This is a genomic window from Aeromicrobium sp. JP4, assembly GCF_054957925.1.
On sequence record NZ_CM143290.1, the window covers coordinates 857,500 to 881,796 of the forward strand.

The 24,297-nt window shown below is 71.8% G+C and carries 23 protein-coding genes; 5 read left to right on the plus strand and 18 right to left on the minus strand.

What is annotated here, in order from left to right:
* Positions 1–35: 35 nt before the first annotated feature.
* Positions 36–863 (minus strand): hypothetical protein, encoded by an 828-nt coding sequence (locus ACY1JX_RS04225; RefSeq protein WP_462565298.1) that lies wholly within the window; start codon positions 861–863, stop codon positions 36–38.
* On the minus strand, positions 860–1,771 hold the full coding sequence (locus ACY1JX_RS04230) for an ABC transporter ATP-binding protein (RefSeq protein WP_462565299.1): 912 nt from the start codon (positions 1,769–1,771) through the stop codon (positions 860–862). The genes ACY1JX_RS04225 and ACY1JX_RS04230 overlap by 4 nt, the downstream gene beginning before the upstream one ends.
* A 130-nt stretch (positions 1,772–1,901) precedes the next feature.
* Between ACY1JX_RS04230 and ACY1JX_RS04235 the strand changes: the two genes are divergently transcribed.
* Positions 1,902–3,053, plus strand: coding sequence for a sensor histidine kinase (locus ACY1JX_RS04235; protein ID WP_462565300.1), 1,152 nt, complete (start codon positions 1,902–1,904; stop codon positions 3,051–3,053).
* Positions 3,050–3,700, plus strand: coding sequence for a response regulator (locus ACY1JX_RS04240; RefSeq protein WP_462565869.1), 651 nt, complete (start codon positions 3,050–3,052; stop codon positions 3,698–3,700). Before ACY1JX_RS04235 ends, ACY1JX_RS04240 begins: the two co-directional genes overlap by 4 nt.
* 98 nt (positions 3,701–3,798) lie before the next feature.
* On the opposite strand, the gene rlmN is transcribed toward ACY1JX_RS04240, so the two are convergent.
* From rlmN to pyrH, 7 genes are all read right to left on the minus strand, one after another.
* Positions 3,799–4,944 (minus strand): dual-specificity RNA methyltransferase RlmN, encoded by a 1,146-nt coding sequence (gene rlmN, locus ACY1JX_RS04245; RefSeq protein ID WP_462565301.1) that lies wholly within the window; start codon positions 4,942–4,944, stop codon positions 3,799–3,801.
* Positions 4,945–4,997: 53 nt separating this feature from the next.
* Positions 4,998–5,990: a zinc-binding metallopeptidase family protein gene (locus tag ACY1JX_RS04250; protein ID WP_462565302.1), complete on the minus strand. Its 993-nt coding sequence runs from the start codon at positions 5,988–5,990 to the stop codon at positions 4,998–5,000.
* 61 nt (positions 5,991–6,051) lie between these two features.
* A complete protein-coding gene (locus ACY1JX_RS04255) occupies positions 6,052–6,927 on the minus strand; it encodes a transglutaminase family protein (RefSeq protein WP_181755423.1) in 876 nt (291 codons plus the stop codon).
* Positions 6,924–9,398 carry a circularly permuted type 2 ATP-grasp protein gene (locus ACY1JX_RS04260; RefSeq protein WP_462565303.1) on the minus strand — a complete coding sequence of 825 codons (2,475 nt, stop codon included), beginning with the start codon at positions 9,396–9,398 and terminating at the stop codon, positions 6,924–6,926. The genes ACY1JX_RS04255 and ACY1JX_RS04260 overlap by 4 nt, the downstream gene beginning before the upstream one ends.
* Positions 9,399–9,401: 3 nt before the next feature.
* Positions 9,402–10,250, minus strand: a complete 849-nt coding sequence (locus ACY1JX_RS04265) for a phosphatidate cytidylyltransferase (RefSeq protein WP_181755421.1) — start codon at positions 10,248–10,250, stop codon at positions 9,402–9,404.
* Positions 10,240–10,794, minus strand: coding sequence for a ribosome recycling factor (frr, locus tag ACY1JX_RS04270; protein ID WP_181756224.1), 555 nt, complete (start codon positions 10,792–10,794; stop codon positions 10,240–10,242). Before frr ends, ACY1JX_RS04265 begins: the two co-directional genes overlap by 11 nt.
* A 38-nt stretch (positions 10,795–10,832) precedes the next feature.
* Entirely contained in the window at positions 10,833–11,537 is a 705-nt protein-coding gene (gene pyrH / locus ACY1JX_RS04275) for a UMP kinase (protein ID WP_172806220.1), read from the minus strand.
* Between the two features lie 128 nt (positions 11,538–11,665).
* On the opposite strand from pyrH, the gene ACY1JX_RS04280 reads away from it, so the two are divergent.
* On the plus strand, positions 11,666–12,622 hold the full coding sequence (locus ACY1JX_RS04280; protein WP_462565304.1) for a DUF2804 domain-containing protein: 957 nt from the start codon (positions 11,666–11,668) through the stop codon (positions 12,620–12,622).
* Between the two features lie 9 nt (positions 12,623–12,631).
* Here ACY1JX_RS04280 and argH read toward each other — a convergent pair whose 3' ends face one another.
* The 9 genes from argH to argG all read right to left on the minus strand — a co-directional run bounded on the left by argH (position 12,632) and on the right by argG (position 21,560).
* A complete protein-coding gene (argH, locus tag ACY1JX_RS04285) occupies positions 12,632–14,083 on the minus strand; it encodes an argininosuccinate lyase (RefSeq protein WP_462565305.1) in 1,452 nt (483 codons plus the stop codon).
* Positions 14,076–14,585 (minus strand): arginine repressor, encoded by a 510-nt coding sequence (locus tag ACY1JX_RS04290; protein ID WP_286929741.1) that lies wholly within the window; start codon positions 14,583–14,585, stop codon positions 14,076–14,078. The genes argH and ACY1JX_RS04290 overlap by 8 nt, the downstream gene beginning before the upstream one ends.
* 106 nt (positions 14,586–14,691) lie before the next feature.
* Positions 14,692–15,615 carry an ornithine carbamoyltransferase gene (gene argF, locus ACY1JX_RS04295; RefSeq protein ID WP_462565306.1) on the minus strand — a complete coding sequence of 308 codons (924 nt, stop codon included), beginning with the start codon at positions 15,613–15,615 and terminating at the stop codon, positions 14,692–14,694.
* Positions 15,612–16,739: an acetylornithine transaminase gene (locus ACY1JX_RS04300; protein ID WP_462565870.1), complete on the minus strand. Its 1,128-nt coding sequence runs from the start codon at positions 16,737–16,739 to the stop codon at positions 15,612–15,614. Before ACY1JX_RS04300 ends, argF begins: the two co-directional genes overlap by 4 nt.
* Before the next feature lie 83 nt (positions 16,740–16,822).
* Entirely contained in the window at positions 16,823–17,785 is a 963-nt protein-coding gene (argB, locus tag ACY1JX_RS04305) for an acetylglutamate kinase (RefSeq protein WP_286929739.1), read from the minus strand.
* 7 nt (positions 17,786–17,792) lie between these two features.
* Entirely contained in the window at positions 17,793–18,944 is a 1,152-nt protein-coding gene (gene argJ / locus ACY1JX_RS04310) for a bifunctional glutamate N-acetyltransferase/amino-acid acetyltransferase ArgJ (RefSeq protein ID WP_462565307.1), read from the minus strand.
* The gene (locus ACY1JX_RS04315; protein ID WP_462565308.1) at positions 18,941–19,087 is read right to left on the minus strand and encodes a hypothetical protein; all 147 of its coding nucleotides are present in this window, start codon (positions 19,085–19,087) and stop codon (positions 18,941–18,943) included. Before ACY1JX_RS04315 ends, argJ begins: the two co-directional genes overlap by 4 nt.
* Complete coding sequence (argC, locus tag ACY1JX_RS04320) at positions 19,084–20,124, minus strand: N-acetyl-gamma-glutamyl-phosphate reductase (RefSeq protein ID WP_462565309.1); 1,041 nt, start codon at positions 20,122–20,124, stop codon at positions 19,084–19,086. The genes ACY1JX_RS04315 and argC overlap by 4 nt, the downstream gene beginning before the upstream one ends.
* Before the next feature lie 5 nt (positions 20,125–20,129).
* Positions 20,130–21,560: an argininosuccinate synthase gene (gene argG / locus ACY1JX_RS04325; protein WP_286929736.1), complete on the minus strand. Its 1,431-nt coding sequence runs from the start codon at positions 21,558–21,560 to the stop codon at positions 20,130–20,132.
* Positions 21,561–21,631: 71 nt separating this feature from the next.
* On the opposite strand from argG, the gene ACY1JX_RS04330 reads away from it, so the two are divergent.
* Both ACY1JX_RS04330 and ACY1JX_RS04335 read left to right on the plus strand, forming a co-directional pair.
* Positions 21,632–23,431, plus strand: a complete 1,800-nt coding sequence (locus ACY1JX_RS04330; RefSeq protein WP_462565310.1) for a DUF2207 domain-containing protein — start codon at positions 21,632–21,634, stop codon at positions 23,429–23,431.
* 73 nt (positions 23,432–23,504) lie between these two features.
* Positions 23,505–24,062 carry a LemA family protein gene (locus ACY1JX_RS04335; RefSeq protein ID WP_462565311.1) on the plus strand — a complete coding sequence of 186 codons (558 nt, stop codon included), beginning with the start codon at positions 23,505–23,507 and terminating at the stop codon, positions 24,060–24,062.
* Positions 24,063–24,297: the final 235 nt, after the last annotated feature.

Consider the following 24,297-nt stretch of genomic DNA (forward strand, 5'->3'; position numbering starts at 1 on the left):
ACCTAGCGAGCGACCACCGCGCCGACGGCTCGGCCTCACTTCACTTCGGTGCGCTGGATCCTCAGGAAGCCGAGCACGCCGGGCAGGACCACCCAGAGGCAGAAGGTGAACGCGAAGCGCAGGTACTCCAGCGCCCCGACGTCGACCGACTCGCCCATGACGGTCTCGCCGGAGATCAGCGGCGTGGCCGCGTAGTTGAAGTCCAGCCACGGCAGCAGGTCGCGCGCCCACTCGAAGATGGCCATCAGGATGGGGTACGCCACGACCGGCAGGATCAGCGCGACGACGTAGAAGCTGGCCACCGCGGCCGGCGTGTTCAGCAGCAGCGACGCGAACGCGAACGCCATCCAGAAGAACGCCAGCTGCAGCACGACGGTCCAGAACAGCTCCTTGCCCGTGAGGTTCCAGACGACGTCGTGGTCGGTGAGCATGCCGTAGAGGACGTTGCCGAGAGCACCGAAGACGGCCGCCAGCACGAGCGTGCCCAGCGCGAGCAGCGTGACGGCGGCGAACTTCGCACCGATGACGCGGCCGCGGTGGGGCTGCAGGCTGAAGGTGGTCAGGTGCGTGCGCTGGCTCCACTCGCTGCTCACGGTGAGGATCGCGAACACCGGCAGCAGGATCGACAGCGGGATGGTCATGATCTGGGCGAAGCCCGAGGCCGTGATCGTCACGTCGTCGTTGAGGGCCAGCACGAGCAGCGTGAGCGCCATGGCCAGGAGCAGGAGCCCGCCGGTGATGATGAACAGCCACAGGCCGCCGCGGGTGTCGAACATCTTGCGCAGCTCGACCCTCACCTCGCGGCCGAAGGGGATCGCGGGGCGGGACAGGTCGATCGTCGACCCGGTCGTGGTGGTGCTCATGACTGGACTCCTTCGGTGGCGATGAGATCGCGCTGGTCTTCGGCGGTGAGCTGCAGGAACATGGCCTCCAGGCCGGCTCCGTCGGCCTCGCGCAGCTCGAGCAGGGGCACCCCGGCCTTCGCGGCGGCCAGGCCGACCTCCTCGGGCGACGCCGGAGAGGTGACCGCGTCGGACGCGACGATCGCCTCCAGCCCGGCGCCCTTCAGGGCCTCGAGCAGGGCGACCTGGTCGCGGGCCCGGACGCGGGATCCCGCGGTCTTCAGCAGCTCGTCCTTCGTGCCGCTGGCGACGATCCGGCCGTGCCCGATGACGATGAGGTCGTCGGCGATGATCTGGATCTCGTGCAGCAGGTGCGACGAGAGCATCACGGTGCCGCCGCGGTTGGCGTACTCGCGCAGCAGCTGGCGCATCCAGTGGATGCCGGCCGGGTCGAGGCCGTTCGCCGGCTCGTCGAGGATGAGGACCTTCGGGTCGCCCAGCAGCGCGTGGGCGATGCCGAGGCGCTGGCGCATGCCGAGCGAGTAGTTGCGGACGCGGCGCTTGGCCTCCTTCGGCGTGAGGCCGACGAGGGCGAGCATCTCGTCGACGCGCGACATGGGCAGGCCCATGGCGCGGGCGCCGATGACGAGCACCTCGCGGCCGGTGCGGCCGCCGTGCTGGGCCGAGGCGTCGAGCAGCACGCCGACCTGCGTGGCGGGGTTCGGGATGTCGGCGTACGCCGAGCCGCCGATGGTGGCGGAGCCGCCGGAGGGGCGGGTCAGGCCGGCGATCATGCGCATCGCCGTGGACTTGCCGGCACCGTTGGGTCCGAGGAACCCGGTGACGCGCCCTGGCCGGCACACGAACGAGACGTCGTCGACGGCGCGGAAGTCGCCGTACGACTTGGACAGACTCTGGACTTCGATCATGGGTCCCACCCTGCCGTGTCCGACCGGCACCAGACAGCCCCCGACACGCTTTTCCTGATAGCCGAAAGTAGGGGGTCGGTGCGTCCGTGGGGCGATGTGGCGCCCGCGGTGGCGGCCCTATCCTGAGGCGGTGACGCCCCCGCCCCCTCCCCTCAGCGTGTGGGGTCACGCGTGGCGCACCGTGCTGGTCCTCTGCATCAGCGCTCTCGCCTGGTGGACCCTGTTCCCGTGGCAGTGGGAGAACGCGCGCTGGTGGTGGTGGCTCGACCTCGCGGTCGGAATCGCCTGCTTCGTGCTCATGTTCTGGCGCCGCCGGTTCCCCGTCACGGTGGCCCTGGTGACGAACGTCGCCAGCGCCTTCGCCACCACCGCGGGCGGTCCGGCGACGCTCGCCCTGTTCTCGCTGTCCACCCGCCGGCGCTGGGGCGAGATCATCCCCGTCAGCGCCGTCACGATGCTCTCGGCCTTCGTCTTCGTGGGCATCGACCCCACGGTCGAGTCGGGCCTGCGCCTGTTCAACGCGGGCTTCGTCGTCGCGATCGTCGGGATCACCGTCGGCTGGGGCATGTACGTGGGGTCGCGGCGTGAGCTGCTAGCGACGCTGCAGGAGCGGGCCGAGCGCGCCGAGTCCGAGCAGAGCGCCCGCGTCTCGCAGGCCCGCACGGCCGAGCGCGCCCGGATCGCCCGCGAGATGCACGACGTCCTCGCCCACCGGATCTCGATGGTGACGATGCACGCCGGCGCCCTGACCTTCCGCGACGACCTCGAGCCCGAGGAGATCAAGCGCACCGCGTCGGTCATCGAGCAGAGCTCACGGCTCGCGCTGATCGAGCTGCGCGAGGTGCTCGGCGTGCTGCGTGACGACGTCGGCGACGGCGCCCCCGAGCCGCCCCAGCCCACGGCCGGCGCCATCGCCGGACTCGTCGCGCAGTTCCGCGACTCCGGCATGAACCTGCAGTACGACGACCGGATCGATCCGGCAACGATCCCCGACCCGATCGGGCGCACTGCCTACCGCGTCGTGCAGGAGGGGCTGACCAACGCGGCGAAGCACGCGCCGCACGCTCGCGTCACGCTGCTGGTGACGGGCGGTGCGGACGACGGACTCGTGATCGAGGTGTCGAACCCCCTGCCGGCCGGTGGCCGATCGCCCGACTTCCCGGAGTCCGGCCTCGGACTGGTGGGCCTGACAGAACGGGCCGAGCTCGCCGGAGGCCGGCTGCATCACGGGACCGTGTCCGGCCACCACGTCCTGAGAGTGTGGTTGCCGTGGAGCGCCTGACCCGAGTCCTGCTGACCGACGACGACCCCCTGGTGCGCGCCGGCCTGGCCCTCATCCTCGGGGGCGCGAAGACGATCGAGGTCGTCGCCGAGGCGGCGAACGGGCGCGAGGCCGTGGCGGCGGTGCGCGAGCAGCCTGTGGACCTGGTGCTGATGGACCTGCGCATGCCCGTGATGGACGGCATCGAGGCGACCCGCGCGATCTCCGCGGAGCCACGGGCGCCGAAGGTCCTGGTGCTCACGACGTTCGACGCCGACGACCACATCGTGCGGGCCCTGGCCGCCGGCGCGGCGGGCTTCCTGCTGAAGGACACCCCTCCCCCGCGGATCGTCGAGGCGATCGAGGCGGTGATGGCCGGTGAGCCGATGCTGTCGCCCGCCGTGACGCAGAACCTCATCCGCCAGGTCACGGCCGACTCGACCGACCACCGCCGGACCGACGCCGAGCGGCTCGTCGCCACGCTGACCGAGCGCGAGCTGGACGTCGCGCGAGCCGTCGGGCACGGTCGGTCGAATGCCGAGATCGCCGGCGAGCTGTTCATGAGCCTGGCCACGGTGAAGGCGCACATCTCGCGGATCTTCGCCAAGCTGGACGCCACCAACCGCGTGCAGGTGGCCATCACGATGCACGACGCCGGCCGCCTCTGAGGCTCGCGCCCGGTCCCCGGCGTCCACTTTTGGAAACGGATGCACGCCACTCGGCGCATCCGGGGTGCATCCCTTTCCACAAGTGGAGAGGGGGCGGGCTACTCGGCGGCGGCGAGCTGGCCGCAGGCGCCGTCGATGTCGGAGCCGCGGGTGTCGCGGACCGTCGTCGGGATGCCCTTGGCCTCGAGGCGGCGGACGAACTCGCGCTCGTCCTCGCGGCGCGAGGCGGTCCACATGGAGCCCGGCGTCGGGTTCAGCGGGATGAGGTTGACGTGCACCCAGCCCCAGTCGCCGTAGGAGTTCAGGACGTCGCCCAGCATGTCGGCGCGCCAGGCCTGGTCGTTGATGTCGCGCATCATCGCGTACTCGATCGAGACGCGGCGCTTCGTCGTCTTCGCGTAGTTCCACGCGGCCTCGACCGTCTCGGCGACGCTGGAGCGGTTGTTGATCGGGACCAGCTCGTTGCGCAGCTCGTCGTCGGGCGCGTGCAGGCTCAGCGCGAGGGTGACCGGGATGCCCTCCTCAGCCAGCTGGCGCATGCGCGGCACGAGGCCCACGGTGGACACGGTGATGTTGCGGGCGCTCATGCCGAGGCCGTCGGGGGCGGGCGCCACCATGCGGCGCACGGCGCCGATGACGGCCTTGTAGTTGGCCATCGGCTCGCCCATGCCCATGAAGACCACGTTCGACAGCCGCCCGGGGCCGCCGGGGATTGCGCCGGAGGACATCTGGTGAGCGGCGTCGACGACCTGGTCGATGATCTCGGCCGTGCTCATGTTGCGCTGGAGGCCGCCCTGGCCGGTGGCGCAGAACGGGCACGCCATGCCGCAACCGGCCTGGCTGGAGACGCAGATCGTCGCGCGGTCGGGGTAGCGCATCAGCACCGACTCGACGAGCGCGTTGTCGAACAGGCGCCACAGCGTCTTGCGGGTGGTGCCCTTGTCGGCCTCGAGCACGCGCACCTGCGACAGCAGCGGCGGCAGCAGGGCTCCGACGATCGCGTCGCGCTCCTTCGCCGGGAGGTCGGTCATCAGCTCGGGATTGCGCTCGTGGCGCGCGTAGTAGTGGTGCGCGACCTGCTTGACGCGGTACGGCTTGAGCCCGAGCTCCTCGGCCGCGGTCTTGCGCTCGTCGCCCGAGAGGTCGGCGAGGTGGCGCGGCGGCTTGCCCCGCCCGCGGGCCGGTGCCATCACGAGGGGCAGCGGCTTCGGATTGACGTCCGCGACATTCACCTCGTTGGCCATGACTCCAGTGTCCCAGATGGCGCCCACCCGCAACGAATCCGCGCGTCGGCGCCTCAGAGCGAGCGGTAGCGCGGCGACAGCGAGGCGACGAACTCGAGCTTGTCCAGCACCGGCCCCGCGATCACGAACGGGTAGAGCGGGTCCTTGCCCATCGAGCGGTTGATCTGGTTCAGCGCGACCGACAGCGGGATCCAGACACCGGTCACCAGGTCGCGGAACGACCGGAACGCCCTCGCATCGACGGTCGTCAGGCCGAAGGACTGCGCGGTCTCGATCGTGTCGGCGATGTGGAGGACGTGAGCGAACGTCTCGGCGAAGTCCTCGAACGGGTGCATCGTCGCGTAGGCGCTGATGTACCGGTCGCGCCACCCCTTCGGGGGCCCCTGGGCGTAGTGACGGTCGAGCGCCGCCTGGTAGTCCTGGCGCTCGTCGCCGAAAAGCTCGCGGGCTCGGTCACGGAGGTCGCCGCGGACCAGCTGCTCCTCGTAGTAGTGGCCCGTCTCGTGGCGGAAGTGGCCCAGCAGGGTGCGGTAGGGCTCGTCGAGGTCACGCCGCAGTCGCTCGCGGTGCACGCTGTCGCCCTCGGCCAGGTCGATCGTGACGATGCCGTTCTGGTGGCCGGTGGTCACCGGCACGTTGGCGCTCGACAGCAGGTCGAAGGCCAAGCCGTTCGCCGGGTCCTCGGCACGCGTGACGATCGGCAGCTCGAGCGCGTCGAGCTCGACGATCAGCCGGCGCTTGGCCGACTCGGCACCCGGGAACGCCCGCATGCCGGCGGGATCGCTGTCCGCCGGGCGCGTACGGGTCAGGGAGCAGTTGAAGCACAGCGTGCCCTCGATGCGCGTGAGCCACGTGCACGAGGACAGCTCACGGTTGCGGCAGAGCCACCAGATGAATCCGTCAGCATCGACGTACCGGCCCTGCTCGTCGACGGGCACGATCGCCTTCTCCTCGCGAGAGAACCCCAGCTTCGTGCCGCAGGAGACGCAGGTGGAGTTCTCGAAGTAGAGGGGGTTGCCGCACTGACGACACTCGAAGGCACGCACGACCCCACCCTTCCCCCGCGGGCGCCGTGGCGCCAGTCCGACACGGCCGCCGAGGCCGAGATCACGCGAGCGGCGCGACGTCCACCTGCACGTCGAGGGTGGACGACCGCGCGTCGGTGTAGATGATGCCCTTCACCGGCGGGACGTCCTTGTAGTCGCGGCCCCACGCCACCGTGACGTAGCGGTCGTCGGCCCAGTGGTCGTTCGTCGGGTCGAGCGCGAGCCAGGAGCCGTCGGGCAGCCACACGGCCGCCCACGCGTGCGAGGCATCGGCACCGACGACGCGCTCCTTGCCCGGGGGCGGCGTCGTGGCGAGGTAGCCGCTGACATAGGCCACGGCCAGTCCGTGCGAGCGCAGGCACGACAGGGTCAGGTGGGCGAAGTCCTGGCAGACCCCGGCCCGCTGCGCGAAGACGTCGTCGATCCGGCTCGTCACGGTGGTCGCGGTCTTGTCGTAGCTGAAGTCGGCGTGGATCCGGTGCATCAGGTCGGTGACCGCCTCACCGACCGGGCGGCCCGGGGTCAGCGACACGGCGGCGTAGTCGCGCGCCTGCTCGGTCTGGTCGACCAGCGTGGACGGCAGCGCGAGGTCGACGGCGCGCCACGCACCCGGCACGTCGGGCCGCTCGGCCGGGCGGGCGAGCTCCCACGGCGTGGCGAGCGCCTCGGGGTCGTGCACCGGAACCTGCACCTCGACCTCGCTCGTGGCGTCCACCACGAGCGTGCGGTGCGGGTCGGTGACCTGGAAGTAGGTGACGGTGTTGCCGTAATAGTCGGTGTCGCGCGAGGTGTCGCCGGGCGTGGGCTCGATCCGCACGTCCACCGACTCGACCTGCTGCCACGACGAGGACCGCGGCACGACGTGCGCCAGGCCGTAGCTGTTCGAGACGTCGTCGTCGTAGGTGTAGGTGGTGCGGTGCCACACGCGGTACCTCATGCGCCCGACCCCACCGTGGCGAAGGCCAGCGAGCGCGGCGTGGGACCGGTGGCGAAGTGCACCTCGGCGACCGCGTCGGACAGCCGCATGAGCTGCTGGGCCGTGGCCTGGGCGAACCGCACGAAGTTCGGCCGGTTCTCGCCGTCGATCGCCATCAGCGCGGCGACGTCGAGCCGGTCGAGCTCCTCCAGCAGGTCGTCGACGAGGCGCTCGGGGCGCGTCGAGCCGCTCGACCCCGGCAGTGTCGCCAGCGAGGCGTCGATGGCGCGCAGGTTGAACAGCAGGGAGCGCGGGTTCGACTCGTCGAGCAGCAGCAGGTCGAGCACGGAGGCGCCCCGGACCACGCCGCGGTGCCGGCGCCGGTGGGTGATGGCGCTCTCGGCGGCCTGGAGGACGGCGTTGTGGACGTTGCGATCGACGTCGATGCCGCGGCGCACCGACAGGGTGGGGCCGATCAGGTGGCACAGCTGCAGGCTGCGCTCGATCCCCCGACCGATCTCCATGAGGTGCCAGCCCTCGTCGCGGACCATGTTCCCGGTGACGCCGTGCAGCGCGAGGATGTCGGTGAGCATGCGGCCGGCGCTCTCGCCGATCTGCCAGCCGTGCGGGTTGGCCGCCAGCGCACCGCGAGCCCGGTCCATCGCGCCGAAGACCCGGAACAGGTCCGGCGAGACCTGGTCGCGCACGCTCTGGGCGATCTCCTTGAGCCGCGCCACCGTCTGCGCGACCGAGCCGGAGCGGCGGGCGTCGAGCAGGATCGAGCGCAGGTCGCCCTCGAAGTCGGCGGGGTCGTGCGATGACGGACTGAGGGACCGCAGCAGTCGCGCGACCACGGTGAGGGTCTGGCCGCCGCTGGAGCCCGGACGGCCCTGGAAGTCCTCCGCCAGCTCGTGCGTGACGATCGCCAGCCGCAGCAGGTCCTCCACCCGCTCGGCGTACCGGCCGAGCCAGAAGAGGTCGTCGAGCACGCGCGGCACGGGGGTCAGCGGAGCGCGGGCGTGGGCGACGGGCGCCGTGTCGAGCAGGCCCTGGTCGGGCTCCTCCGGCGACTCCTTCAGCACCCAGACGTCCTTGCTGGTGCTGATCTCCTCGGGCGAGGTGCCCACGGGCGCGACGGCGGCCAGCCCGCCGATCATCGGGCGGTAGCTGGAGCCGTGCCGCAGCGTGAACGCCCGCAGGGTGACCGCGTGGGGCTGCAGGCGACCCCGGTCGAGCGTGGGCGAGACCGAGACGGCGGCCACCTCCTGGCCGACGTAGCGGTGGGGCTCGGCGGTGATCGCGGCGACGAGATCGGCGCGCGACGTCCCGCCGACCTCGAACGGCGGGTCGATCCGGCGGACGACGAGCTCGTCGAGCCGGTCCAGGAGCTGGTCGCGGCCTTCGGGCGTGCCGGCCCAGACGGTGGGGACGCCGGCCAGTCGCAGCGGCTCGTCGAGCAGCTGCTCGCACATCGCCGACATGAACGGCAGCAGCGCGGCGTTCTCCAGGACGCCCGAGCCGAGGCCGTTGACCACGGTGACGGTGCCGCGACGGACCGCCTCGGTGAGGCCGGTGACGCCGAGCTGCGACTCGCCGCGCAGCTCCAGCGGGTCGCTCCACTCGGCGTCCACGCGGCGCAGTACGACGTCGACGCGCTCCAGGCGGCCGAGCACCCGCATCCAGACGGCGCCGTCGCGCGCGACGAGGTCGCTGCCCTCGACGAGCGGAAAGCCCAGCGCCGTGGCGATGAACGCCTGGTCGTAGGCGGTCTCCGAGGTCGGGCCCGGCGACAGCACCACGATGCGCGGGTTCTCGCGCCCCTGCGGCGCGGACTGGGTCAGGGAGACGCGCAGGGCCTGGAAGAACGGCGCGAGCCGGTGCAGGCCCGCCTCGCGGTAGGCGACCGGGAGCACGCGTGACAGCACGCGGCGGTTCTCCATCGCGAAGCCGATCCCGGAGGGCGCCTGCGTCCGGTCGGCGATGACCTGCCACTCCCCCGTCGGCGTGCGTCCGAGGTCGGTGCCGGTCACGACGAGCTGGCGGCGGTGGTCGGCGCTCGCGCGTGCCACCACCCGCAGGAAGCCGCTGTGGCCGAAGACGATGCTCGGCGGCAGGGTGCCGCTGGAGAGCAGCTCCTGCGGGCCGTAGAGGTCGAGCGAGATCGCGTTGAGCAGCTCGGCCCGCTGGGCCAGGCCCTTCTCGAGCGTGGCCCACTCCTCGGCCGCGATGACCAGCGGCACCGGATCGAGCCGCCACGACCGCTGCTCGCCGCCGGGCGGCGTGTAGACCGCGCCTTCGTCGGCCAGCAGGCGCGCGATCTCGTCACCCACGCGGGTGAGCTCGGGCAGGGTCAGGTCGACCGCCTCGGCCGCGAGCCGCTTCCACGCGTTGCGCAGGGTGCCGTCGGGACTGGCCACCTCGTCGTAGAGGGCGGCCGACTGGCCCAACGCCGGCTGGATCACCGAGGCGGCGTAGTCGCGCAGGACGGTCATGGATCAGACCAGGAGGTACATCACCAGGTACGCCACCGGCGCGACGGCGATGAGCGAGTCGAGCCGGTCCATGAGACCGCCGTGGCCGGGAAGCAGGTCGCCCATGTCCTTGATGCCGAGGTCGCGCTTGATGAGCGACTCGCACAGGTCGCCGAGCGTGGCGAAGCAGACGCCGGCGACACCGAGCACGAGGCCGGCCCACCAGGGGCCCTCGAGGGCGTAGACGACGATCAGGATGCCCGCGGCGACGCTGGCGACCATCGAGCCGGCGAAGCCCTCCCAGGACTTCTTGGGCGAGATCGTGGGCGCCATCGGGTGCTTGCCGAACAGGACGCCCGCGGCGTAGCCGCCGATGTCGGAGGCGATCGTCACGAGGATGAACGCCACGACCCGCCACGTGCCGTCGTCGGGGGCGAGCATGCGCATGACGAACACGCCCATGAGGAACAGGTACGACAGCAGGAAGATGCCCGCGGTGGCGTCGCGGACGAAGCCGTCGCTGCCCGAGCGCAGGCGCCACGCCATCGTGGCGATGACCGTGAGCGCCATGATCGCCGCGGCGGTGTCCATCTCGTCGTAGAACGCCACGACGAGCATCGCGAGGCCGCCGACCAGCACGGGCGGCAGCGGCACGCGGATGCCGGCGGTGGACAGCGCACGGGCGATCTCGATCGCGGCGACCACCAGGGCGACGGCCGCGACCGCGACGAACAGGTCCTTGACCCAGAACAGCGACAGCAGGACCAGGGCGACGAGGCTGACGCCCACCGTGATCGCCGCGCGCAGGTCGCGGCCTGCCCGACCGGTCTTCTTCTCGCCTGCCGCGTCGGGAGTGGGGACCTCAGACGTCAAGGAGCTCTGCCTCTTTGGACTTCAGTGCCTCGTCGATCTCGTCGACGTGCTTCTTCGTCAGTCCGTCGAGGCGCTTCTCCGCACCGGTGTTGTCGTCCTTGCTGATCTCGGAGTCCTTCTCGGCCCGGTCGAGCGCCTGCTTGGCGCTGCGACGCACGCCGCGGACCGCGATGCGGCCGTCCTCGGCCTTGGAGCGGGCGAGCTTGATGTACTCCTTGCGACGCTCCTCGGTGAGCTCGGGCAGCGTCACGCGCAGCACCTTGCCGTCGTCGGACGGGTTGACGCCGAGGTCGGAGTCGCGGATGGCCTTCTCGATCGCGCCCTTGGCGCCCTGGTCGAAGGGCGCGATGATCACGGTGCGGGCCTCGGGGACCTGGAAGCTGGCCAGCTGCTGCAGCGGCGTGGGCGTGCCGTAGTACTCCGCGGTGATCTGGGCGAACATCGCCGGGTGGGCACGTCCGGTCCGGATTCCTTCGAACTCGTCGCGAGTGTGCTCGACCGCCTTCTTCATCCGGGTCTCGGCATCGCGCAGTGTCTCGTCGATCACGTCATGCTCCGTTGCATCGTCGGGGGTGCCCACGCTCACGCGTGGACGAGTGTTCCGATCATCTCACCACGCAGGGCCCGTGTGACCGCACCCTCGTCGTTCATGTTGAACACCATCATGGGCAGCTCGTTCTCCATGCACAGCGCGAAAGCGGCCGCGTCGACGACCTGCAGGTTGCGCTGGAGGGCCTCGTTGAAGGTCAGGCTGTCGAAGCGCTGGGCCTCGGGGTTGCGGCGCGGATCGGAGTCGTAGACCCCGTCGACGCCGTTCTTGCTCATCAGCACGACGTCGGCCTTGATCTCCAGTGCGCGCTGGGCCGAGACCGTGTCGGTGGAGAAGTAGGGCATGCCGGCGCCGGCGCCGAAGATCACGACGCGACCCTTCTCCATGTGGCGGATCGCGCGGCGCGGGATGTACGGCTCGGCGACCTGGGACATCGCGATCGCGGACTGCACGCGCGTCTCGACCCCCTGCTTCTCGATGAAGTCCTGCAGGGCGAGGGCGTTCATGACGGTGCCGAGCATGCCGATGTAGTCGGCGCGCGTGCGCTCCATGCCTCGCTGGCTGAGCTCGGCGCCGCGGAAGAAGTTGCCACCGCCGACGACGATCGCGACCTGGACCCCCTCGCGGACGGCCGTGGCGACCTGGGAGGCGGCATCGTTCACGACATCGGGGTCGATGCCGATCGCACCTCCTCCGAAGACCTCACCGGAGAGCTTGAGGAGTACGCGGCGAGCCATGGGCACCAGATTAGAGGATGGTGGCGGTCCCGGTGCACGCAGCGTCGAGATCGCGGCGGCGGTCCGGAGCGTCCGGGACGGCGCGCCGCCGGGCGCCGGCGGTGCTCCCAGCCCCCTAGTCTTCAGGCATGTCCGAGATCGTCGAGCCGGTCGACCTGGCCCTGGGCCGCCGCCTGAATCCCGACGCGGTCGGCTGGACGCGACGTCCGCTGCACCGCACGGTCCTGCCGTGGACGGGCCGCGCGAAGCGCTGGGAGTACTGGGGCGTCGTCACCCGGCGATTCGTGCTGGGTCTGACGATCGCCGACCTCGACTACGCGAACCTCACGCAGGTCTATGCCTACGACCGGCTGCGCCGCCACGAGGTCAGCCTCGACACCACGAAGCTGGGCCCCCTGCGCCCGGGACTGCCCGACGCGCTGCCGCCGATCACCGCGTCCAGCGGACCACTGACCTTCGCCGACCACGGCCGGGGCACGCGCCTGAGCGTCGACCACGAGCGGGTGAAGGTCGCGCTCGAGGCGGAGGGCGGCGACGACGCGCTCGGGGTCGTCGTGCCGTGGAGCCCGCGGCGCTTCCAGTACACGCTGAAGGACCCGGTCCGGCCTGTCAGCGGCACGATCGAGGTCGACGGTGAGCGCGAGGCCGTGGTGGCCGGCTGGGGCGTGCTCGACCGAGGCCGGGGCATCTGGCCGTACCGCATGACGTGGAACTGGGGCGCCGGCAGCGGCGAGGTCTCCGGGCGCCGGATCGGACTGCAGCTCGGCGGAAAGTGGACCGACGGCACCGGCCAGACCGAGAACGGGCTGTTCGTCGACGGGCGCCTGCACCACTGGATCGACGACCTCCGCTGGGAGTACGACCTCGAGGACCCGGAGTCGACGTGGACCGTCACCGGGCCTGACGTCGAGGCGGTCCTGACGCCCTTCCACCGTCGCGTGGCCTCGACCCAGCTGGGCGTGATCGCCTCACGCACGCACCAGGCCTTCGGGCGCTGGTCGGGATGGGCGCGCGGCGGCAAGGGCGTGGAGTACCGCCTCGACGGCCTCCTCGGCTGGGCCGAGGAGGCGCGCAACCGCTGGTGAGGGTCCGCGTCAGAGCCGCGAGCGGAGCTCGGTCAGCTGCTCGGTGACGCGCGCCTGGGCGGTGCCGCCGCGGCCGTCGCGCGAGGCGATGGAGCCGGCGAGCGTCAGCACCTCGCGCACTCCCCCGGGCTCGGAGGCGTTCGCCAGGTGCGGCGAGATCTGCGCGAAGTCCTCGTCGGAGAGGTCCCACAGCTCGATGCCGCGCTCCTCGCACACCCGGACGCAGGCGCCGGAGAGCTCGTGGGCCACCCGGAACGGGACGCCCTCGCGGACGAGCCACTCGGCCACGTCGGTGGCGAGCGCGAAGCCCTGCGGCGCGAGCTCGGCCATCCGTGCGGTGTTGAACTCGAGCGTGGCGACCATCCCGGTGAACGCGGGCAGCAGGACCTCGAGGGTGTCGATCGAGTCGAAGACCGGCTCCTTGTCCTCCTGGAGGTCGCGGTTGTAGGCCAGCGGCAGAGCCTTCAGCGTGGCGAGCAGCCCCGCCAGGTTGCCGATCAGCCGGCCCGCCTTGCCGCGCGCGAGCTCGGCAATGTCGGGGTTCTTCTTCTGCGGCATGATGCTCGACCCGGTGGAGTACCCGTCGTGCAGCGTGACGAAGTCGAACTCCTTCGTGTTCCAGATGATGATCTCCTCGGCGATCCGCGAGACGTCGACGCCGATCTGGGCGGCGACGAAGGCGAACTCGGCGACGAAGTCGCGCGCGGCGGTGCCGTCGATGGAGTTGGCGGCCGAGCCGGTGAAGCCGAGGTCGGCCGCGACCGCCTCGGGATCGAGACCGAGTGAGGATCCGGCGAGCGCACCCGAGCCGTACGGGGACTCCGAGCCCACGCGGGCGTCCCACTCGCGCAGGCGGTCGAGGTCGCGCACGAGCGGCCAGGCGTGGGCCAGCAGGTGGTGCGACAGGAGTACGGGCTGGGCGTGCTGGAGGTGCGTGCGGCCGGGCATCGGCGCTCCGAGGTGGCGTTCGGCCTGACCCGCGATGGCCTCCACGAGCTCGCGCAGGAGCGACGCGACCTGGCGGGCGTGGTCGCGCAGGTAGGCGCGGAAGAGCGTGGCGACCTGGTCGTTGCGGGAACGGCCCGCGCGCAGGCGGCCCCCGAGGTCGGCGCCGAGGCGCTCCATCAGTCCGCGCTCGAGCGCCGAGTGGACGTCCTCGTCACCGGGCTCGGGGCGGAAGGCGCCCGACCGCACGTCGCCGTCGAGGGCGGCGATGCCGTCCATCATCGAGGCGAGGTCGTCGTTGGTGAGGAGGCCCGCGGTGTGCAGCACGCGGGCGTGCGCCCGCGAGCCGGCCAGGTCGTACGGGGCGAGACGCCAGTCGAAGTGCGTCGACCGCGACAGGGCCGTCAGCTCGGGCGACGGGCCCGAGGCGAACCGGCCGCCCCAGAGCCGGGAGTCGGCGGCCTCGACGTCGGTGGAGCCGGGCACGGCGGGCGTCAGGTCGGGAGAGTCAGTCATCGGTGGGCACCTTACGGGCGAGGGAGGTGAGGTGGGCGGCGAGGGCCTCGCCGCCGGCCGGGTCACGGGCGATCAGCATCACCGTGTCGTCACCGGCGATCGTGCCGAGCGTCTCGCTCATCTGCACGTGGTCGATCGCGGAGGCCAGGAACTGCGCGGCTCCCGGCGGGGTGCGCAGCACCACGAGGTTCGCCGAGGACTGCGCGGAGACGAGCAGCTCGCGGAGCAAGCGCTGCAGCCGGACCTGGGCCGCCGAGGAGTCGGGCGCCGCGCGGACGCTGCGGTCGCCACCCTCCGACGGCACGGCGTAGACGAGGCTGCCGTCGCCCTGGCGCACGCGCACCGCGTCGAGCTCGTCGAGGTCGCGCGACACCGTGGACGCCGTCGCCGTGACCCCGCGCTCGCGCAACAGGTCGACGAGGTCGCCCTGCGAGCGCACGTCGCACGTGCCCAGCAGGTCGGCGATCAGCGCCTGGCGCGCCGCCTTGGTGCCGGGGATCATGACGGTGCCTCGCTGTGGTCTCGATACGCCGCTCGCTGCGCTCGCGAGCTACTCAACCACCGGGACCGTTCCCGTGATCTGGTGGCGAGCGCAGCGAGACGGTGCATCACGACTGCTCCAGGAGCCAGGTGAGGACCGCCTTCTGGGCGTGGACCCGGTTCTCGGCCTCGTCCCACACGACCGACCGCGGGCCGTCGATGACGTCGGCGGCGATCTCCAGGCCGCGGTAGGCCGGCAGGCAGTGCAGCACGATGGCCTCGGGATCGGCCTTCGCCAGCAGCTCGGCGGTGACCGAGTAGTCGCCGAAGAGCGCGACCCGCTCGGCCTTCTCGTCCTCCTGGCCCATCGAGACCCACGTGTCGGTGATGACCACGTCGGCGCCCGCGACGGCGGCGGACGAATCGGCGGTGACGGCGACCGAGCCACCCGTCTCCGCAGCGATCCGCTCGGCGTCGGCGACGATCGCGGGGTCCGGCTGGAACCCCTCGGGGGCGCCGACGCGCACGTGCATGCCCGCGATGGCGCCGCCGAGCAGGTACGAGTGGCCCATGTTGTTGGCGCCGTCGCCGACGTAGGCCACCGCGAGCCCGGCGAGCGCACCCTTGTGCTCGATGACGGTGAGCCAGTCGGCGAGGATCTGGCACGGGTGGAAGTCGTCCGAGAGCGCGTTGACCACCGGCACTCCCGCGTGCTCGGCCATCTGCTCGAGGCCGGCCTGGGCGTAGGTGCGCCACACGACCGCGCTGGCCATCCGGCCCAGCACGCGCGCCGTGTCGGCGATGGGCTCGCCGCGGCCCACCTGCGTGACGCCGGTGTCCATCACCACGGGGTTGCCGCCGAGGTCGGCGATGCCGACGGCGAACGACACCCGCGTGCGGGTGGAGGACTTGTCGAACAGCACGACCACGGACTGCGGCCCGGCCAGCGGACGGCGCGAGTAGGGCTCGGCCTTGAGCTCGGCGGCGAGCGCCAGCACCTCGGCCTGCTCGGCCGGCGTCAGGTCGTCGTCGCGCAGGAAGTGTCTCGTCATGCCAGCACCTCGTCGATGACCGTGGAGAGGGTGCGCACGGCGTCGGCCGCCTCGTCCTCGCTGAGGACCAGCGGCGGCGCGAGCCGGAGCCGGTCGGGCGTGGGCGCGTTGAGGATGAGGCCGGCGTCGAGCGCGGCCTTCTGCACCTCGGCCGCCCGCGGCTCGCTCAGCACGACGCCCCGCAGCAGGCCTCGGCCGGTGACCGACTCCACGCGGGAGCTGCGCAGGAGGCCGTCGGCCAGCTGGTCGCCGCGAGCGCGTGTGGCCTCCAGCAGTCCCTCGGACTCGATCGTCGCGAGGACGGCCAGGGCCGCGGCGGTGGCCACGGGGTTGCCGCCGAAGGTGGTGCCGTGGTTGCCCGGACCGAGCAGGGTGGCCGCGTCACCGAGCGCCACGCAGGCGCCGATCGGGATGCCGCCGCCGAGGCCCTTCGCGAGGGTGACCAGGTCGGGGGTGACGCCGGAGGGCGTGTGACCGAACCAGTCGCCCGTGCGGCCGATGCCCGTCTGCACCTCGTCGAGCCACAGCAGCGCGCCGTGCTCGGTGGTGATGCGTCGGGCCGCGGCGAGGTAGTCGTCCGGGGGCACGATGACGCCGGCCTCGCCCTGGATCGGCTCCAGGATCACCGCCGCCACCGTGTGGTCGACGGCCGCGGCCAGCGCGTCGGCGTCGCCGTACGGCACCCACCGGACGTCGCCGGGCAGCGGCTCGAAGGGCTCGCGGTACGCCGCCTTCGAGGTCAGCGCGAGAGCGCCCATCGTGCGTCCGTGGAACGAGCCCTCGGCCGCCACGATGGTGGTGCGGCCGGTGCGACGGGTGGCCTTGAACGCGGCTTCGTTCGCCTCGGTGCCGGAGTTCGCGAAGAACACGCGGCCCTCGCCGCCGAGCAGTCCGACCAGGCGCTCCGCGAGCTCGACCTGCGGGGCCGAGGCGAAGAAGTTGCTGATGTGCCCGAGCGTCTGCAACTGCTGCGTGACCGCCTCGAGGATCGCCGGGTGACCGTGGCCCAGCGCGTTGACGGCGATGCCCGCGAGCAGGTCGAGGTACTTGTTGCCGTCGGCGTCCCACACGTGGCAGCCCTCGCCGCGGACGAGGATGCGCTGCGGGTCGCCGAACGTGTTCATCACCGCACCGCGGTAGCGCTCGGTCCACTCCGGGCCGCCGAGCCGGGGCTCGCGGCCGTGGATCACGACTCCTTCGGGCAGGTTCACGACGTCTCCTTCGCGCTGGACGTGTAGAGGGCGGAGCGGATCTTGGTCCGCGCACCGGCCAGCACCTGGGTGCCGACGCCCTCGTCGGTGAAGATCTCGAGCAGCACCGAGTGCGGCTCCCGGCCGTCGACGACCGTGGCGCGCTTGACGCCGCCGCGCACCGCGTCGAGGCAGGCGGTCATCTTGGGGATCATCCCGCTGGCCAGCTCGGGCAGGATCGCCTCGAGCGACTCGGGGCTGATCTCGCCGATGACGTCGCTGCTGTTCGGCCAGTCGGCGTAGAGGCCCTCGACGTCGGTGAGCACGAGCAGCTTCTCGGCGCCCAGGGCGACGGCGAGCGCGGAGGCGGCCGTGTCGGCGTTGACGTTCAGCACCTGGCCGTCGGCGTCGGGCGCGACGGTGGAGACCACGGGGATGCGGCCGGCCTCGATGAGGTCGATGACCGCCTCGGGACGCACGCCCACGACCTCGCCCACCAGTCCGACGTCGACGGGCTCGCCGTCGACCAGCGGCATCGTGCGCTGCGCGCGGAACAGGCCGCCGTCCTCGCCGGACAGGCCCACCGCGAGGTCGCCGTGCTGGTTCAGCAGACCGACGAGCTCGGGGCCGACCTGGCCCTTGAGCACCATGCGGACGACCTCGACGGCCTCGGGCGTGGTGACGCGCAGGCCGCCGCGGAACTCCGACTCGATCTGCAGCCGGTCGAGCATCGCGCTGATCTGCGGGCCGCCGCCGTGCACCACGACGGGCTTGAACCCCGCGAGGCGCAGGAAGACGATGTCCTCGGCGAACGCGCGCTTGAGCTTCTCGTCGGTCATGGCGTTGCCGCCGTACTTCACCACCACGATCTTGCCGTGGTACGCCTTCAGCCACGGCAGGGCGTGGGCCAGCGTGGCGGCCTTCGTGGTGGCGGCGGCCCAGTCCTCGGGCGCCCATTCGGTCATGCGGTTGTCGCTCATGGCTTCCTCAGGTCGAGTAGGCGGAGTTCTCGTGGACGTAGGCCTGGGTCAGGTCGTTCGTCCAGATGGTGGCGCTGTGCGTGCCGGCCTTCAGGTCGATCGTGACGGTGACCGATCGCGGCTCGAGGTCGACAAGGTCGATCGACTCCCCCACGCCGGAGTTGCGGCACACCCAGACGTCGTTGACCGCGACGTCGAGGTCGAGCGGATCGAACGCGGCGGTCGTGGTGCCGGCCGACGCCAGGATGCGGCCCCAGTTCGGGTCCTTGCCGAAGATCGCGCACTTGAACAGGTTGCTGCGCGCGACGGAGCGGCCCACCTCCAGCGCGTCGTCCTCGCTCGCGGCGTTGATCGTCGTGATCGCGATCTCGTGGTCGGCGCCCTCGGCGTCGGCCAGCAGCTGGAGCGCGAGGTCACGGCACACCGTGGTGAGGGCCTCGGTGAACTCGGCGGCGTCCGGGGCGACGCCCGAGGCGCCCGAGGACATCAGCAGCACCGTGTCGTTCGTGGACTGGCAGCCGTCCGAGTCGAGCCGGTCGAACGTCAGCGCCGTGGCCGATCGCAGTGCGGTGTCGAGCGTCGTGGAGTCGAGGTCGGCGTCGGTCGTGATGACGACGAGCATCGTGGCGAGCGCCGGCGCCAGCATGCCCGCGCCCTTCGCCATGCCGCCGATCACCCAGCCGTCGCCACCGGCGGTGGCCTGCTTGCTGACGGTGTCGGTGGTCATGATCGCCGTCGCGGCGTCGAGGCCGCCCTCGGGCGACAGCGCGGCCACGGCGGAGTCGACCCCGGCGAGCACCTTCGGCTCGTCGAGGAGGCGACCGATCAGGCCGGTCGAGCAGACCTGCACGTCGATCGCGCCGATGCCCAGGTGCTCCGCCACGCGCTCGGCGGTGCGGTGCGTGGCGGCGAAGCCCTCGGGCCCCGTGTAGCAGTTGGCGCCGCCGGAGTTCAGGACGATCGCGCGGGCGCTGCCGCCCTTGATCGCCTGCTCGCTCCAAATGACGGGGTGCGCCTTGCAGCGGTTCGAGGTGAAGACCGCAGCGGCGGCCGACGACGGTCCCGCGTTGACGACGAGGGAGATGTCGGGCTTCCCCGAGTCCTTGAGGCCCGCGGTGACGCCTGCGGCCCGAAACCCCTGTGCTGCGGTGACGCTCATGGCGCGACTCCGATCGTGGTGAGCATGATCTCGATATGCCGGCTCGTTCCTCGCCGTGCTACTCGATCACCGGGCCGAACGGCGGTCGAGTAGCCGACGAGCGCAGCGAGGCGCGTATCGAGACCCTGGTCGACGGCGATCATGGCGCGACTCCGATCGTGGTGAGGCCCGTGGTCTCGGGAAGCCCCAGCGCGAGGTTCATCGACTGGATCGCGCCACCGGCGGTGCCCTTGACGAGGTTGTCGATGGCCGTGACGGTGACGAGGCGACCGGCGCGCTCGTCCACCGCGAGCTGCACGTGGGCGACGTTCGCGCCCAGCGTGGCGGCCGTGGTGGGCCACTGGCCCTCGGGTAGGAGGTGGATGAAGGGCTCGTCGCCGTAGGCCTTCTCGTAGACGGCCCGGGCGGCGGCATCGTCGACCCCGGGCGCCAGCCGGGCGGTGGCGGTGGCCAGGATGCCGCGGGCCATCGGCACGAGCGTGGGGGTGAACGAGATGGTGACCTCGTCGGCGCCGGCCCGGCCCAGGTTCTGGGCGATCTCGGGGATGTGCCGGTGCGTGCCGCCGACCCCGTAGGGCGAGGCCGAGCCGAGTCCCTCCGAGGCCAGCAGGTGCGGCTTGAGCGCCTTGCCCGCGCCGGAGAAGCCGTTGGCGAGCACCGCGACGAGGTCGGTCGGCTCGACGATCCCGGCGGCCACGGCGGGCTGCAGGCCCAGCGTGACGGCGGTGACGTTGCACCCCGGCACGGCGATGCGACGGACGCCCGCGAGCGCGTCGCGCTGACGCGTCGAGCCGGTGATCAGCTCGGGCATCCCGTACGGCCAGGTGCCCGCGTGGTCACCGCCGTAGTAGGCGGCCCAGTCCTCGGAGCTCTCGAGCCGGTGGTCGGCGCCGCAGTCGATCACCAGGACGTCGTCCGGCAGCTGCGCGGCGACGGCCCCGGAGGCTCCGTGCGGCAGCGCGAGGAACACGACGTCGTGGCCGGCGAGGTTCTCGGCGGTGGTCTCGGCGACGATGCGATCGGCCAGCGGGAGCAGGTGCGGCTGGTGCTGCCCGAACCGCGACCCCGCGCTGGACCCTGCGGTCAGGGCGCCGATCTCGACCTCGGGGTGCGCCAGCAGCAGCCGGAGGACCTCTCCCCCGGCATAGCCCGTGGCACCGGTGACGGCGACCTTGATCATGGCGATCAGTCCGTCCCGAACTCCATGGCGGCCGCGTCGAGCGCGACCTCTTCGTCGCCCTCGACCGCCGGGTTCGCCTCGATGCGCATGGCACCGCCGGCCGGCAGCTCGCCGAACAGCGTGCCGTTCTCGACGAGCACCTGGCCCTGGTCGAGCGGCTGGGCGGCGTACATCTCGAGCTTGGCGCGCGAGTCGGCGATGTCGAGGTTGCGCATCGTCAGCTGGCCGATCCGGTCGGTGGGACCGAAGACGGCGTTCTCGGTGCGCTCCATCGAGAGCTTCTCGGGGTGGTAGGAGAAGTTCGAGCCCTGGGTGTCGAGGATCGTGTAGTCGTCGCCCCGCCGCAGCCGCAGCGTGACCGAGCCGCTCACGAGCGAGGCGATCCAGCGCTGGATCGACTCACGCAGCATCATCGCCTGCGGGTCGAGCCAGCGGCCCTCGTACATGAGCCGGCCCAGGCGACGGCCGTGCGCGTGGTAGTTCGCGACGGTGTCCTCGTTGTGCACCGCGTTCACGAGCCGCTCGTAGGCGATCCAGAGCAGCGCCATGCCCGGCGCCTCGTAGATGCCCCGGCTCTTGGCCTCGATGATGCGGTTCTCGATCTGGTCCGACATGCCGAGGCCGTGCCGGCCGCCGACCGTGTTCGCCTCGTGGACGAGCGCGACCGGGTCGTCGAACCGGGTGCCGTTGATCGCGACCGGGCGGCCCTCCTCGAAGGAGATCGTGACGTCCTCGGAGTCGATGTCGACCGAGGCGTCCCAGAACTTCACGCCCATGATCGGGTCGACGGTCTCCAGCGAGACGTCGAGGTGCTCGAGCGTCTTCGCCTCGTGGGTGGCGCCCCAGATGTTCGCGTCGGTCGAGTACGCCTTCTCCTGGCTGTCGCGGTAGGGCAGTTGGTGCTCCACGAGCCACTGGCTCATCTCGGTGCGGCCGCCCAGCTCGTGCACGAAGTCGGCGTCCAGCCACGGCTTGTAGACGCGCAGCTCGGGGTTGGCCAGCAGGCCGTAGCGGTAGAACCGCTCGATGTCGTTGCCCTTGAAGGTGGAGCCGTCGCCCCAGATGTTGACGCCGTCCTCGTGCATCGCGCGCACGAGCAGCGTGCCGGTGACGGCGCGGCCCAGCGGCGTGGTGTTGAAGTAGGTGCGCCCTGCCGACTTGATGTGGAAGGCGCCGCAGGCCAGCGCGGCCAGGCCCTCGTCGACCAGGGGCCGCTTGCAGTCGATGGCGCGCGCCAGCTCGGCGCCGTACTCCATCGCGCGGCCGGGGACGCCGGAGATGTCCGGCTCGTCGTACTGGCCGAGATCGGCGGTGTAGGTGCAGGGGACGGCACCCTTGTCGCGCATCCACGCGACGGCGACGGACGTGTCGAGTCCGCCGGAGAAGGCGATGCCGACGCGCTCGCCGACGGGGAGACTGGTGAGGACCTTGGACATGCGGAACATTCTTGCACATCTCTGCAATTCCTTGCAGCCGGGGTCCCGTCCCGCTCCCCTAGTATCCGGCCATGGCCCGTCTCGTGCTCCGCCTGGTGACCGCCGTCATCCTGGTGGGCGTCCTGCTCGTCCCCGCCCTCGCGACGATGTCGAACTCCGCGAGCAGCAGCGTGGCCGATCCGGTGACCATATCGTCCTACCGCGCCACCTACGACGTGGACGCGGACGGCACGCTGAACGCCACGGAGACGATCACCGCCGACTTCCCCTGGGGCCGCCACGGGATCTTCCGCTACTGGGACCTGGCCGACCGGGCCGACCACACCGTCCGGTACCGGCCGCGCGACGTGAGCATCCGGCTCGACGGCGACACCGTCGCGGTCAGCCGCTCGTGGGAGCAGGGGCGGCGCTTCCGGGTGGCACGCATCGGCAGCGCCGACCAGTACCTCTCCCCCGGCCCGCACACCTACACGATCAGCTACCGGATCGACGGCGTCCTCGCCCCGAATCCCGAGCGCGTCGCTGACGCCAACGCGAGCTGGACCGGGGGCGACGCGGACCGCTCGGAGTTCGTCTGGCAGGTCGTCGCCGCCGGTTGGAGCATGCCGATCCGCCAGGCCGACCTCACCGTGAACCTGCCGGCCGTCACCGATCGCCTCGAGTGCTCGATCGGCGACGGGCGCCCCTGCACGGTGCAGGGCGAGGGCACCACTGCGCTGCGGATCAGCGCCGCCGACCTGCCGCCGAACACCTCGGTCCTGCTCCGCGCCGCGATGGACCAGCCGGCCCCCGACCGTGCCCAGGTGCCCTGGTCGATCGGCTGGGACCGGCTGTTCGGGACGTCGCTGCGGCCCTTCCTGCTGGCGCTCGCTCTCGCTGCCCTGGCGTTCGCGGTGGGCTACGTGCTCGACCGGCTGTCGCGCGAGCGCCGCCCCGGGCTCCCGGTGATGTTCGAGCCGCCCGCGGGGCTCGGCCCCGTGCAGGCGGCGTACATCGTGGACGAGCGGGTCCCCCGGCGGGCCCTCACGGCGACGCTCCTGCACCTGGCTGAGCAGGGACACGTCACCCTCCACGAGAACGCCGGCAGCTGGACGGTCAAGGGCACCCTCGCGAAGGGCGCCTGGGACGCCCTTGATCCGGTGGCGCGTCACGTCGTGTCGGGGCTCGGGCTGCGCGGCGAGAACGGCCCGACGTTCACGGCGAGCGGCTCCGTCAGCGCGGGCAAGAAGCTGTCCGCCGTGACGTCCGCGATCCCCGGCGTCACCCGGGCGTGGGCGACCACGACCGGTGCGACGGTCCCCGCCCACCGCGAGTGGATGTGGCGGGTGCTGTTCGGCGTCGCCGTCGCGGCCGTCCTCATCGGCACGGTCTTCGGCGTCACCGGGCTCTACCTGCTGCCGTTCGCGGCGTTCGCCGTGGGCGCGGTCGGGGTGCTGATGCCGGGCGCCGGGTCCCGCCGCACCGCGCAGGGCCGCGACCTGTGGTCGCGCGCCGGCGGGTTCGAGCGCTTCCTGGGCACCGACGCCTCGCAGGACCGCTTCGACTTCAGCGGTCGAGAGGATCTGTACATGGCCTACATCCCCTACGCCGTCGCCTTCGGGGTCGCCGACCGCTGGGCCCGCAAGTACGAGGTCGCAACGGGGCAGGCCGCACCGCTGCCGGTCTGGTACGCCGGCGGGGGCCATCACGGCACCTCCGGAAGCGCACTGGGCGGTGACCCGTTCAGCGACTTCGAGCGCGCTGTCGCCAGCTCCATCGGCGCCTACACCGCGAGCCAGGCGTCGTCCTCCTCCGGGAGCAGCGGCGGTGGCGGAGGCGGCGGCGGGTTCAGCGGAGGCGGCGGTGGCGGGGGCGGCGGCGGCTCGTGGTGATCGTCGCGTTCGCGGACGGGCCCGCCGGCCGCGCCAGTAGAGTCTCGACCAGTTCCCGACTTCGGAGGTACCCGTGCTGATCTGGATCATCGTCGCGATCGTCGTGGCCGTCGCGCTGTTCGGGGTCGTCGCGTTCAACCGCCTGCGCACGGCCGACATCGGCGCGCAGGAGGCCCTCGGCGGCATCGACGTGCAGCTGACCCGGCGTGCCGACCTCATCCCGAACCTGGTCAACACGGTGAAGGGCTACGCGGCCCACGAGCGGGGCGTCTTCGAGGAGGTCACCGCGGCCCGCGCCGGCGTGCAGCAGGCCGCCGGCTCCGGCTCGGTGGAGCAGCGCGCCACGGCCGACGCCCGCCTGGAGCGCGCACTCGTCGACGTGATGGCCGTGGCCGAGGCGTACCCCGACCTCAAGGCCTCAGCGAACTTCCAGCAGCTGCAGACCGGGCTGAGCGACACCGAGAACAAGCTGTCGTTCGCCCGCCAGTACTACAACGACGCGGTCCGCGCGCTCAACGAGCTCGTGCGCACGATCCCGTGGATGTTCTTCGCGGGCGTGGCCGGCGTCAAGGAGCGCACCTTCTACGACGCCCCCGCCGGCCAGGAGACGCCGCCCGCCGTGCAGTTCTGACGGATCTCGATACGCCGCTCGCTGCGCTCGCGAGCTACTCGATCACCGGGCCGGGCGGTCGACTAGCGCTCGCGAGCTACTCGATCACCGGGCCGGGCGGTCGACTAGCGCTCGCGAGCTACTCGATCACCGGGCCGGTAGTCGAGCAGCGTCCGCGAGCCACTCGAGCACCGGGCCGGTGGTCGACTAGCGCTCGCGAGTTACTCGAGCACCGGGCCGGTGGTCGAGTAGCTGG